The organism is Actinomyces sp. Z5 (assembly GCF_003287795.1).
Taxonomy (GTDB): Bacteria; Actinomycetota; Actinomycetes; order Actinomycetales; family Actinomycetaceae; genus Actinomyces; species Actinomyces glycerinitolerans.
The window spans coordinates 44,410-56,431 of sequence record NZ_QMIN01000045.1; the positions used below are offsets into that span (position 1 = coordinate 44,410).

Sequence of the window (12,022 nt, forward strand, 5' to 3'; positions counted from 1 at the left end):
AACCCCCAGTCACGGAGCCATCACAGCCTCACCGGGCTGCGTCAGCGCAACGCCTCCAGGGCCCGCACCCGGTCGAGGGCGCGCAGGTGCGGCAGTGGGTCGATGCCGGTCTCCAGCACGAAGTCGGTGAGTTGGTCGCGCACCACCTGCTGCAGCCGGGCCGGGTCCCAGGGCTTGGCGATGTAGTGGTCCAGCCCGGCGTCGTTGACGGCACGGATGGTGTCGGCCTGGTCGGCCTGCCCGGTGACCAGCACCTTGCGGGCGGCGGCGGTGCGCGCATCGGTGTTCATCTCCACCAGCATGTCGACGCCGCTGCGGCCGGGCATGCGATGGTCGGCCAGGACCAGGGCGAGCAGGTCGCCGTCGTCGTCGATGTCACCGACCGCCTCCCAGGCGTCGGCGACGTCCTCGGCCGGCTCGATGCGCACCGTGGCGGCAAAAGGGGCCAGATCCCCGACGACGGCGTCCCGGACCTCCGGCTCGTCCTCAACGACCAGGATGGCGAGTTTCATGGCTTCTCCTTCGGGGAGCGTGAATGCTTGCGCGTCGGTTTACGCGGCTTTTTCCGGTCCGGGCGTCTGTCGGCCTGGTGCGGTCGCGGCGGCGGTCCCGGTGGACTCTCGGGCAGGAGACCCGCGGCCGTCACGGTCGGGTGGGCGGGCAGCACCACGGTGACCCGGGTACGGCCGGGCTCGGAGTCGACCTTGATCGAACCGCGGTGGGCGTCCACCACGCTCTTGGCCAGTCCCATGCCCAGCCCCAGCCCGAAGCGCACCTGGCCGTGCTTGGTGGTGAAGCGGGGTTCGAAGATGCGCGGCAGGACGTCCGGGTCGATGCCCGGCCCGTTGTCCTGCACCTTCACCCGCACCCCGCCTGCCGTCGGCGCGATGCGTACCTTCACGCGGCCCGGGCGCGTCTTCCGGCCGGCCGCGGCGTCCGCCTTCGCCTGGGCGGCCAGGGCGTCGGCGGCGTTGGCGAGAATATTGGTCCACACCTGTACCAGTTCGCCGGCGTGGCCGGGCACCGCCGGCAGCGCGCCCGGGTCGGCCGGGTAATCGCGTTCGATCTCCACCCCCTCCAGCCGATGCGCGGTCAGTCGCAGGGCGTCCTCAACCACTTCCCGCAGGTCCACATCGACCATGTCCTCCCCGTCGGGGCGCACATAGGTGGACAGGCTGGCAACGAGGCCGCTGATGCGGTCGGTGGCCAGGCGCATGTTTCGTTCGGCGCGGCCGATGGCGGCGGCCGCCTCGACGGTGGCCAGGCGAGCGGGGTCGGCGGCCAGCGCGCGGGCGGTGTGGGGATCGCCGTCGGCGTCGATGCCGGCCGCCACCAGCCGGCGGGCCAGTTCCCGATCCCCGACCACCTGCTCCAGTCGTTTGCGGGCGGCGCGCTCGGTGCGCGTGGAGGCGGCCGGTCGGGTGCGCGCGTCGGCGGCCACGGTCGCGATGAGCTCGCCGTCGGGGTGGGTGGCCAGCACGGCGGCCAGGTCCGCGCTCAGGTGGTCGCCGGCGCGCTCGAGCGCGGCCACGGGGTTGTTCAACTCGTGGGCGACCCCGGCCGCCAACTCCCCCAGGGTGGCGAAGCGCTCCTGCGCCAACAGCTCCAGGCGGGCCTGTTCCAGCGCGGTGAGGGTCTCCTGCACCTGGATCCGCTCGGCGTCCAGCGCCGCCGCCAGCTCGATCTTCTCCACCTGCAAGACCTCCGAGCGCTCCAGCCGCTTCGTCAGGGAGCGGATAATCAGCGCCGCGAGCACCTGCTCGGTGACCGGGTTCTCCCGCAGCGCCCGGTCCAGCTGCTCGATGGACAGCAGGATGAGTTCGACGTCGGTGGTGGTCGTGGCGGTGACGAAGGCGCGCCCGTGGCTGGCCAGCGACACCAGGCCGATGATGCGGCCGGTGGTGGCGTGATGAAGGGTGACCTCGCCGACCCGGGTGTGCCGGGTCAGCGCCACCGATCCGCGGACCACCACGTAGACGCCGTCGACGGCCTGCCCCTGGTGGGTCAGCCGCACCCCGGCCGGCAGCTGCAGGCGCGGGCGGGGACCGAGGACCTGCTCGCAGGCGGCGATGAGCTCGGCGGTCAGGGCGTCGGAGTGGTGGGTGAGTGCCTCCAGCAGCGGGGAGTGGTCCAACCCGTCGCCGTCGCGCAGACGACGGGGGTCGTCGTCGGGCAGGCGGTCGCGCATCCAGCGGCGGATCTGCGCCCGGGCCCGCTCGCCGATGGCACCCGGCGTCCAGGGCACGGCGATGACCTCGCGCACCAGGTCCTCGTCGATGGCGCGGCCCAGGTCGTGCAGTTCGGCCCGCTCGGTCAGCAGCACCAGCCGGGCGGCGGCCAGGGCGGGGTAGTGGGCGACGGCGGCGGCGACGTCGTCGAGACTGCCGACCTCGTCGGTGGCGATGATCAGGGCCACCGGCGCCGGCGCTACAGCCGGGGCCGCGAACGCGGAGGAGTCGGGCGCGGCGGGCGCGGCAGCGCTCGCGGTGGGGGGCGAGGCCTGGGCGGCGTCGGAGCGGCCGGTACTCGCCCATCGGAACAGCTCCGCCAGGGTGCGCACGCGCACGACGTCGGCCAGCGCCCGCACCGCCGGCGTGACCTCATGGGCGGCCTGGGTGCCCAGCGACGTCGGGGAGACCACGGCAACGACCAGCCGATCGTCGGCGTCGACGGCGGGCGTGGCGTCGGACGGGGGCGCGATGCTCATAGCATCCCCATCGCCGACCACAGCGTCGGCATCAGCAGCACCAGCACCGCCGTGCCGGCGATGCCGACGATCAGGCCGATCTTGGCCATGTCGCCGGTGGCGATCTCCCCGGTGGCGTAGGCGATCGCGTTGGGCGGGGTGGAGATCGGCAGGCTCATGCCCAGCGAGCAGGCCAGCGCCAGCACCACGGCGATGGTGACCGGCTCCAGGCCGCCGACGCTCGTGGCCAGGCCCATGGCCAGCGGCACCAGCAGGTTGCAGGCCGCGGAGTTGGAGATGACGTTGGACAGGGCCAGGCCCAGCGCGCCCATGAGCACCACTACCGCGAGGGCCGGCATGGAGGTCCAGTTGAACAGGTTGAGGATCCACACGTCCAGGCCGGTGGCGCCCACGCCGTCACCCAGCGCGATGCCGCCGGCCACCAGCCACAACACATCCCAGGACAGCCCGGCCAGGTCCTTGCCGGTCATCACCCGGGTCACCAGCATGGCCACGATCGCCATGAAGCCGATCACGTTGGCGCTCAGGCCGTGTAGGGACTCGGTCATCCAGGCCAGGATGGTCACGGCGGCGATCACGTAGAACATGACCGCGCGGCGGTCGGTGTACCACTCGGCCCGCATGTCCAGCTTTACGGCGAGCCCGCCGGGCAGGAACACGGCGCAGATCAGCAGCCAGGCGCCCAGCAGGATGACCAGCATCAGCGGGATCGACATCATCATCCAGTCCAGGAAGCTGACCGCGTGGCCGGCCTCCGCCAGGGCGCCCAGGGCGATGGCGTTTGGGGGTGTGCCCACGGGCGTGCCCATGCCGCCCACATTCGCCGCCACCGGGATGGACAGCGCCAGGCCGGTGCGGGGGCGGCCCTCGGGGAGGGCGCCGAGCACCGGGATGACCACGGCGAACATGGTGGCGGTGGTGGCCGTGTTCGACATGAACATGCTCAGCACCGCGGTAATGATCATGAGCCCCAGCACGGTGCGGCGCGCGGAACCGGTGAAGGGCTTGATCAACACGGCGGCGAGGTTCTTGTCCAGGTGGAACTTCTCGGCGCCGTCGGCGATGAGGAAACCGCCCAGGAACAGCACAATCACGGGGTTGGCCAGGGCCGCGAAGAAGGAGGAGTAGGCGGTGGCGTCCGCGGGGACGGGCAGGACGGCCTGGTCCGAGATCAGCAGCACCTCCAGTCCGATCACCAGGACGGCGGTGGCCACCAGCGGGATCGCCTCGCTGACCCAGAAGACGATGGCAAGCAGGAAGATTGACAGCATCCGCTCGCCCAGGGGGTCCAGGTCTGGGACGTCGACGAGGAACGGCGCCACGAATACGGTGATGCCGACGAGTATGCCGATGATCTGCCTGCGGTTGAGCGGCTCGAGGCGATCGGGGGCGCCGGGGCGCGGACGATTGGCGGCGGGACGCGTGCGCGCGGGCATAGCTCCTCCTCGTGGCACCCGGTGCCGGTGTCCGGGGGTGTCCCCGACGTCTTTGCCGGGTAGGGAAAGCCTATGTGATGCGCGGCGCAAATGCCCGAAGCGGCTACCGCCCACGGCATTGGTAACCGGACCGCAAACCTCCCGACCGCGCGAGGCGAGCGCGCGACCAACCTCCCCCGTGAGCCCGGCCACCGCAAGCCTCCCGACCGCGCGAGGCGAACACCTCGCCTGCTTGTCTGCGCACGGCGTGTCCACGCATCGTCGGGGGAGGAATGCCGCCGCTCCGGGGTTCAGCGCAGCAGCCGCTCCAGCCAGGGGTCCACGGCCGCCCAGAAGCCATCGGGGCGGGTGCGGCGCACGTCATGGCCCGCGCCGGGTACGAGCGCGGTCTCGACGTGTGGGTTGGCGATGCGGTCGAGAAGGTCCAGGCCCGCGGGACCCACGCGGGCCGAGCCGGGGCGGTCGCCGGTGACCAGGAGTGTGGGCACCGTCAGTGCCGCCATTGCCTCCTCCCATGGCACCGGTGGCGCGACCACGCCGGTGTCCAGCAGCGCCGGGTCGACCCGCTGGCTCGCCCACACGCCGGCGACGGCCTCGGCGACGGGCATCTCCGGGTCGGCCAGGGCGCGGGCCACGGCACCGGGCAGGTCGGAAAGATCGACCGCGCGGGCACGCTTGCGGGCGGCGCCCCGCTCCAGCAGCTCCTGCGGCGTGCGACTGCCATACCGCGCGGGATCCAACAGCACGGCCCCGGAGACCAACTCCGGGTGCCGGAGGGCCACCACCATGGCGGTGGCCGCCCCCATGGAATGACCGATCAGGACCGGCCGGCGACCTGGGTCGGCGGGCACTGATCCGGCCCGACCGCCGGCGAGGCTCCCGGCTCCGGCCCCGGTGGGAAGCGACGGACTCGGCTCCCTACCTACCTCGCCCGAGGCGGCGGAGGGAGTCGGACACAGTTCCTCCAGGAGGTCGATCACGTCATCGACGAGCACGTCCCCGGCCCGGGCCAGCTGCGCCGGCGTCCAGCGCGGGGACAGGCCGTGGCCGCGGGCGTCGGCAGCGACCACCCGGTAGCCCCGGGCCACCCAGTGGTCGATGGCGTCCGCCTGGGAGATGGCGGAGCCGGTGATGCCGTGGAGGAGGATGAGGGTTGGGGCGTCGGCGGGGCCGACCACGATGCGGGCGAGGGGCAGACTCATGTCGCCATTCTTGCCCGGAATGCGGCTAGCCTGAAGTCATGACCAAGCACCGTATGAACGTGGAGTCCTTCAACCTCGACCACACCAAGGTGGCGGCGCCGTTCGTGCGCATCGCGGACCGCAAGCGGCTCCCTGGCGGTGACGAGCTGGTCAAATACGATGTGCGCTTCTGCCAGCCCAACCGGGAGCACCTGGAGATGCGGGCCGTGCACTCGATCGAACACCTGACCGCCGAACTCATGCGCAACCACACCGACCGGCTGATCGACTGGGGGCCGATGGGATGCCAGACCGGGTTCTACGCGCTGACCCTGGGCTTGGAGCCGGAGGAGTTCCTGCCACTGCTCGAGGCGACGTTCCGCGACATCCTTGAGGCGACGGAAGTGCCGGCCGCCAATGAGGTCCAGTGCGGTTGGGGCGCCCACCACTCGCTGGAGGCCGCCCAGGAGGCGGTCCGCGGCTTCCTGGACAAGCGCGATCAGTGGGAGACCGTGTTCGCCAGTTAGCATGCGGCGGAAAGTGTCCATCGGTGACCACTTTGACGTTGACCGGCATGCCGGCGTAACCGGAACCGGCGTATTTTCAAGGGTTTGAGCTAGTCTCTGTTGGAGACTACTGGATCGTTTCTGCCAAAGTGGTCACCGATGGACATTTCTGAGCTCACGAACACCCGCTGACATCCAAGCCAGCACCCGGCGGGGCCCATGCAACCGACGTGTGTGCGACAGGCCTTAATTGGGGTGTCTATAGCGTGAGCCGGCCCGCCTTGTGGATAAATCACTTTCCGCAACACGTTATCCACAGACTGGGTATTCGGCATTGTCGGCAGCGCCTGCCCAGTCGATGCTCACTCCATGGGGTATGCGAACAGGCGGGACCAGATCCTGCGGGTGCTGGCGGCGGCGCACGGCGCTGCCCGGGCGCGCTACCTCTCCGCCGACCGCACCGCTCGGCGCACACTCGCGCGCATGGTGGAGCAGGGCGTGGTCCAGGAGCATCCGGGGCGAGTCATCGCCCTTCCCGGGACGAAGCGGGAAGTCATTGTCGCCCGGCAGATGGGTGGACTAATTTGCTGTGCCCATGGTGTCGTCGCCTGTGGGCTCCCCACTCAGGACACCCCCGGCCCCAACGTACATGTGCTGGTGTCCACCACGCCGCGGGCGGCTCCGCTGCGCACCACCTGTCATCACATCCCCGACCTTTACGTTGACCCGCTCGGCTCGCCCTACGCCGATGCGGAAACCATGCTGATCACCTTCATGCGGTGCGCGGGGCCGCTGGACGCGCTGATCGCCCTGGATGCGGCTCTACGGGGCGGCCTGGTCACCAAGGATCAGCTTCGCGCCAGATTGCACGGCAACCGCAATGGCCCACTGCGCCGGCTGCTGGACCGGGCCAACCCCAAGGCACGCTCGCTGCTGGAGACCATTGCGCGCTACGAACTTGAGGAGGCGGGCGCCACACCAGAGGTGGGGGTAGAGGTGCCCATAGGAGAGTTGGATTTGCTGCTGGGGCGGATAGACATCGAGACCGACGGGCACGAGTTCCACAGCCAGCGGGCCGACTGGGAGCACGACCGCCATCGCGACCAATGGCTCGTCGCGCACGGCTACACGCCGCTGCGGTTGACCTCACGCCAAGTACTCACGCATCAGACCGTCGAACTGGTGCGACCCGTAGCGCAACGCCTGGGCTACTGGCCCGATCGGGAGGCCTAAGCTCGGGGTATGAGCGCGATTCCTAGTCATGTGCCGCAGTCGATCCGCCGTCGAGTGGCCGCCGTGGTCGTGGTGGCGATGCCGGAGGAGGCCCAGCCCTTCCTGGATCGTCTGCCGCGGCTTGTTGACGCGACCGCCCCGCGTCTTCCGGGCGGTGCCGAGGCCTGGCCGCTGGACCTGGGGGGAGCGCGCGAGTTGCTCCTGGTGCGCTCGGGCATCGGACTGGTGGCATCCGCGAGCGCCCTGGCGACGGTGCTCACGCAGGTGGCCCCGGAGCTCATCGTCTCCGCCGGCACTACCGGCGGCCTGGGTCGGGAGGTCGAGGTTGGGGACGTGTGCGTGTCTACCGAGCTGGCCTACACGGATGTGGATGCCACCGCCTTCGGCTATGCACCGGGCCAAACCCCGGGGCAGCCGGCCACCTTCACCGGCGATCCGGGTCTGGTGGCACGCGCCGGAGCGGCCGCAGACGCCCTGCACGCCGCCACGCCGGCCGCCGGATCCGCCCACATCCACGTGGCGCAGATGCTCGCGGGCGGCTCCTTCGTCACCGCCGCGAACGTGAAGGACACCCGCGAGCGCTTCCCGCAGGCAGTCAGCACCGATATGGAATCGACCGCCCTGGCCCAGGTGGCACACGCCGCGGCCATCCCCTTCGCCTCAATCCGCGGCGTCTCGGACCTGTGCGGCCCGGAGGCCGGCCAGGACTTCCACATCGGCGCCGATGAGGCCGCTGCCCGCTCGGCCGCCGTGGTGTTGGCGGCGCTGGGCTGAGCGGTGCGAGCCGTGCCCGGGGCCAAGACGCCCGCGGCATGAGCCGGCGATTGTACGGAAGCCACCACGTACGTTTATGCGGGAAGTTCCACGTACTTCCCGGCCCCCGGCCGCCCCTACACCGCCACAAGCACCTGCACCATGACGATCTTCACCACGATCGCCAGGGCGAACAGAGTGGCGTAGCCGGCCTCCACCCGCTCGTCGTCACGCTTGGACAGGGCGAAGGCGAGGATGGCGGGCTGGCCCACGAGCCCCGCCAGGCCGCCGGCCGCGCGCGGTGCGCTCAACCCCACCCGGCGGGCGCCCGCCAACAGCACCACCGCGCCCACCCCCACGACGAGCGCGGCCAGGCCACCTACCGCCAGCCCCGTCATCGAGAAGGCGGAGGCGGCGAAGTCCTGGCCGGAGGCCAGGCCGATGGCGGCCAGGAAGAACAGCAGCCCGAGCTGACGGATGGTGGCGTTGGCGGCGTGCGGCAGCTGCCAGATGAAGGGACCGGTGCGGCCCAGACGACCCAGCACCATGCCGACCACGAGCGGCCCCGCGGCCACACCCAGCCGCAGGGTGATGCCGCCGGGCAGCGGGATGGCGACCAGCCCCGCGAGTACGCCCAGCGCCATGCCCACCCCGACGGAGAAGGCGTCGATCTGGGCGATGGACTTCTCGGAGTCGCCGAAGTAGTCGGCGGCCCGCTCCAGATCCCCGGATGGCACCACGGCCAGCACCCGGTCGCCGAGCTCGAGCACCAGGTCGTCGTTGGCGAGCAGGTCCAGGTCGCCACGGCGCACGCGGGTGATGACGCCCTGGAAGCGGCCGTGCATGTCGAGTTCGCCGATGGTGCGTCCCGCCACGCGGGTGGAGGAGACGGTCAGGCGCCGGTAGTCGACCACGGTACGGTCCTTGGCCAGGCAGCGGTCGTAGCCGGTGCCGAGCTCATGAATGGCGTCCTCCAGGGCGGTCGGGGCGCCGACGATCACCACCTTGTCGCCCGGCAGCAGCTCCTCGTCGGGGGAGACGACGCGGGTGGCGCCGTCGCGTTCCAGGTAGGAGATGCGGATGCGGTTGCGCTGGAAGGCCTCCAGCTCGCTCAGGGCGACGCGGCGCAGCAGGAACACGCTGGTGGCCTCCAGGCCGTCGGCCGAGGCGGGGCGGGGGTCGCGGCGCCCGGGCCAGTCGCGGCCGATGACCATGGCGACGATGAGGATGGCGACGGCGACGCCGACCGGGTAGGCCAGGGCGTAACCGACGGCGGGCTCCTGGGTGCCGGCGGCCTCGATCGCGGAGTCCAGGACCGGGCTGGTCAGGGCCCCCGCGTAAGCGCCCGCGTCCATGGCCGGGCTGATGCCGGTCAGGCGGGCGTACACCGCCCCGGCGCCGCCGGCGAGCACGAGCGCCAGCACGCACAGGGCCATGAGCGGCAGCTGGCGCCGCAGGTTGCGGAAGAAGGTGTTGCCGGCCCCGATGCCGACGGTGTAGCAGAACAGTCCCAGGCCCAGGCTGCGCAGCAGGGTCAGGTTCTCCCCCAGGCTCGGATCCAGGGCGCCGACGGCGAGGCCGACGAACAGTGCTCCGGCGGCCCCGAAGCGGATCGGCCCGAAGGGGATCTGCCCGACGGCGGTGCCCACCCCGATCACCAGGAAGACGGTCAGGATCGGCGCGGAGGCGAGCACGTCGACGACGGAGGCGAGTAGGTCTGGCACGGGGTCAGGCTAGCCGGAGACCCATGAGGATTCCCGACACGTCGGCGGCAACGGATATCGTGACAGCACGTGACGGTAATTGTCCGGTCACTTATGTGAGAACTAAGCTGCCCGAGTACGGGCCCTCCCCGGCCCGACGTTCGTTTATCCCCTCCTCGATGATGAGAGACTGCATGGAAACCGACATAGCTCCCGCCCGTCCCTCCTACTCCCCCGACGAAGAGCGCCTGATCATCCGCAACCGTCAGGGCGTGCCCGTAGGCATAAAGCCGCATACCAAGTGGACCCCGAAGAAGATCGCCCTGTGGGTCGCCATCACGGCCCTGGGCGTGCTGGGCTGGTGGATGCTCGCCGTCGCACGCGGCGAGAACGTCAACACCATCTGGTTCGTGGTCACCGCGATCTGCACCTACGCCATCGGCTACCGCTTCTACGCCCTGTACATCCAGCGCACCATCATGCGGCCCGACGACACCAACGCCACCCCGGCCGAGCGCATCAACAACGGCCGCGACTTCGATCCGACCCACCGCGTGGTCCTCTACGGCCACCACTTCGCCGCCATCGCCGGCGCGGGCCCGCTGGTGGGCCCCGTCCTGGCCGCCCAGATGGGCTACCTGCCGGGCACGCTGTGGATCATCCTCGGCGTCGTCGTCGCCGGCGCGGTTCAGGACATGCTGGTGCTGTTCTTCTCCATGCGCCGCGGCGGCCGCTCCCTGGGGCAGATGGCGACCGACGAGATCGGTCGGGTCGGCGGCACCGTGGCCACTGTCATCGTCCTGGTCATGCTGATGATCGTGCTGGCGGTGCTGGCCATGGTGTGCGTCAACGCGCTCGCCGAGTCCCCCTGGGGCGTCTTCTCCGTCGGCTGCACCATCCCGATCGCCATCTGCATGGGCCTGTGGCTGCGCTTCGTCCAGCCCGGCCGCATCACCCAGGTCTCGCTCGTCGGCTTCGCCGTACTCATCGGCGTCATCATCTCCGGGCGCTGGGTCGCGGAGTCCTCCTTCGGCCAGTACCTGCACCTGTCGCCCACCACCCTGGTGTGGTGCATGATCGTCTACGGCTTCCTCGCCGCCGTCCTGCCCGTGTGGGTACTGCTCACCCCGCGCGACTACCTGTCCACCTTCATGAAGGTCGGCACCATCGCGGTCCTGGCCGCCGGCATCATCATTGTGCGGCCCGTGGTCGAGATGGCCGCCGTCTCCGAGTTCGCCCTTAACACCGACGGCCCCGTATTCGCCGGCAAGCTCTTCCCCTTCCTGTTCATCACCATCGCCTGCGGCGCCCTGTCCGGCATGCACGCCACCGTGTCCTCCGGCACCAGCCCGAAGATGATCCAGAAGGAGAGCCAGGTCCGCATGATCGGTTACGGCGGCATGCTCATGGAGTCCTTCGTCGCGATCATGGCCCTGGCGGCCGCGGTCTCCCTGAGCCCGGGCATCTACTTCTCCATGAACACCTCCGCCGCCACCATGAACGCACTCGCCGGCGACGACGTCGTCGCCACCGCCTCCAACCGCGAGGAGGTGGCGGCAGCGGCCGTCGCCAACCTCGGGGTGACCGACGCCCACGGGGACTCGCTCGTTCCGGTGTGGGACTCCTGGGACGAGGACGGAAATCCGAAGACGTACACGGGGGCCGAGGCGCTGGAGCAGGTGGCCTCCGACGTCGGCGAGCCGAGCATCATCTCCCGCACCGGCGGCGCCCCCACGCTGAGCGTGGGCATGTCGCACATCCTCCACCAGATCGGCGGCGGCCGGACGATGATGGGCTTCTGGTACCACTTCGCCATCATGTTCGAGGCGCTGTTCATCCTCTCCGCCGTCGACGCCGTCACTCGCGTGGCGCGCTTCCAGCTCGGTGACGCCCTGGGCAACATCTGGCCGAAGTTCCGCGACCCGTCCTGGCACGTGGGGGCGTGGGCGACCACCGGCGTCGTCGTGGCGGCCTGGGGTTCGCTGCTGCTCATGGGCGTGACCGACCCGCGCGGCGGCATTCAGACGCTCTACCCGCTGTTCGGCATCGCCAATCAGCTCATCGCGGCCATCGCCCTGCTGCTGTGCCTGGTGATGACGGTGCGCAAGGGGCGGCTGAAGTACGCGTGGATTCCCGCGATCCCGCTGGTCTTCGACACGGCCGTCACCTTCACGGCGTCGTGGCAGAAGATCTTCTCCACCGATCCGCAGGTGGGCTACTTCCAGCAATGGCGCAATGCACGGGCGCTGCTGCCCACGCTCACCGACGCGGAGGCGATCAGCGTGCAGCGAGCCATTATTCGCAACACCATGATCCAGGGGACGCTGTCGGTCGTGTTCCTCGTGCTCGTCGCCTTCGTCATGCTGTGTGCGGCCATCACCATGGTGCGGGCCGTGCGCGCGGGCGACACCACCACCTCCGAGGATCCGTATCAGGAGTCGAACTTCTACGCCCCCGAGCACCTGATCGCCAGCCCGCTGGAGAAGAAGCTCGTCAACGAGTA

The 12,022-nt window shown here is 70.4% G+C and carries 9 protein-coding genes; 4 read left to right on the forward strand and 5 right to left on the reverse strand.

Annotated elements, in window-relative coordinates:
- Nucleotides 1–41 precede the first annotated feature (41 nt).
- The 4 genes from DRB06_RS05425 to DRB06_RS05445 form a co-directional block, all read right to left on the reverse strand.
- Nucleotides 42–512 (reverse strand): response regulator, encoded by a 471-nt coding sequence (locus tag DRB06_RS05425; protein WP_073333530.1) that lies wholly within the window; start codon nucleotides 510–512, stop codon nucleotides 42–44.
- The gene (locus DRB06_RS05430) at nucleotides 509–2,707 is read right to left on the reverse strand and encodes a sensor histidine kinase (RefSeq protein WP_181575195.1); all 2,199 of its coding nucleotides are present in this window, start codon (nucleotides 2,705–2,707) and stop codon (nucleotides 509–511) included. Before DRB06_RS05430 ends, DRB06_RS05425 begins: the two co-directional genes overlap by 4 nt.
- Nucleotides 2,704–4,143 carry a DASS family sodium-coupled anion symporter gene (locus DRB06_RS05440; RefSeq protein WP_111819331.1) on the reverse strand — a complete coding sequence of 480 codons (1,440 nt, stop codon included), beginning with the start codon at nucleotides 4,141–4,143 and terminating at the stop codon, nucleotides 2,704–2,706. Before DRB06_RS05440 ends, DRB06_RS05430 begins: the two co-directional genes overlap by 4 nt.
- Nucleotides 4,144–4,433: 290 nt before the next feature.
- On the reverse strand, nucleotides 4,434–5,345 hold the full coding sequence (locus DRB06_RS05445) for an alpha/beta fold hydrolase (RefSeq protein ID WP_108965293.1): 912 nt from the start codon (nucleotides 5,343–5,345) through the stop codon (nucleotides 4,434–4,436).
- A 38-nt stretch (nucleotides 5,346–5,383) separates the two neighbouring features.
- Between DRB06_RS05445 and DRB06_RS05450 the strand changes: the two genes are divergently transcribed.
- The 3 genes from DRB06_RS05450 to mtnN all read left to right on the forward strand — a co-directional run bounded on the left by DRB06_RS05450 (nucleotide 5,384) and on the right by mtnN (nucleotide 7,837).
- Nucleotides 5,384–5,851: an S-ribosylhomocysteine lyase gene (locus DRB06_RS05450; RefSeq protein ID WP_108965290.1), complete on the forward strand. Its 468-nt coding sequence runs from the start codon at nucleotides 5,384–5,386 to the stop codon at nucleotides 5,849–5,851.
- 348 nt (nucleotides 5,852–6,199) lie between these two features.
- Nucleotides 6,200–7,063 carry a hypothetical protein gene (locus DRB06_RS05455; protein ID WP_111819332.1) on the forward strand — a complete coding sequence of 288 codons (864 nt, stop codon included), beginning with the start codon at nucleotides 6,200–6,202 and terminating at the stop codon, nucleotides 7,061–7,063.
- 9 nt (nucleotides 7,064–7,072) lie between these two features.
- Nucleotides 7,073–7,837 carry a 5'-methylthioadenosine/S-adenosylhomocysteine nucleosidase gene (gene mtnN / locus DRB06_RS05460; protein ID WP_181575196.1) on the forward strand — a complete coding sequence of 255 codons (765 nt, stop codon included), beginning with the start codon at nucleotides 7,073–7,075 and terminating at the stop codon, nucleotides 7,835–7,837.
- A gap of 116 nt (nucleotides 7,838–7,953) precedes the next feature.
- Here the strand turns inward: mtnN and DRB06_RS05465 are convergent, their stop codons facing one another.
- Nucleotides 7,954–9,540, reverse strand: a complete 1,587-nt coding sequence (locus DRB06_RS05465; RefSeq protein ID WP_073333515.1) for an aspartate:alanine exchanger family transporter — start codon at nucleotides 9,538–9,540, stop codon at nucleotides 7,954–7,956.
- 173 nt (nucleotides 9,541–9,713) lie between these two features.
- Between DRB06_RS05465 and DRB06_RS05470 the strand changes: the two genes are divergently transcribed.
- Nucleotides 9,714–12,022 (forward strand): carbon starvation CstA family protein (locus DRB06_RS05470; RefSeq protein ID WP_111819333.1); only part of this gene is annotated, 2,309 nt, incomplete at its 3' end.

Coding starts and splice junctions, on each gene's coding strand:
- DRB06_RS05425 (WP_073333530.1), bottom strand. CDS start 512: ATGAAACTCGCCATCCTGGTCGTTGAGGACGAGCCGGAGGTCCGGGAC.
- DRB06_RS05430 (WP_181575195.1), bottom strand. CDS start 2,707: ATGAGCATCGCGCCCCCGTCCGACGCCACGCCCGCCGTCGACGCCGAC.
- DRB06_RS05440 (WP_111819331.1), bottom strand. CDS start 4,143: ATGCCCGCGCGCACGCGTCCCGCCGCCAATCGTCCGCGCCCCGGCGCC.
- DRB06_RS05445 (WP_108965293.1), bottom strand. CDS start 5,345: ATGAGTCTGCCCCTCGCCCGCATCGTGGTCGGCCCCGCCGACGCCCCA.
- DRB06_RS05450 (WP_108965290.1), top strand. CDS start 5,384: ATGACCAAGCACCGTATGAACGTGGAGTCCTTCAACCTCGACCACACC.
- DRB06_RS05455 (WP_111819332.1), top strand. CDS start 6,200: ATGGGGTATGCGAACAGGCGGGACCAGATCCTGCGGGTGCTGGCGGCG.
- mtnN (WP_181575196.1), top strand. CDS start 7,073: ATGAGCGCGATTCCTAGTCATGTGCCGCAGTCGATCCGCCGTCGAGTG.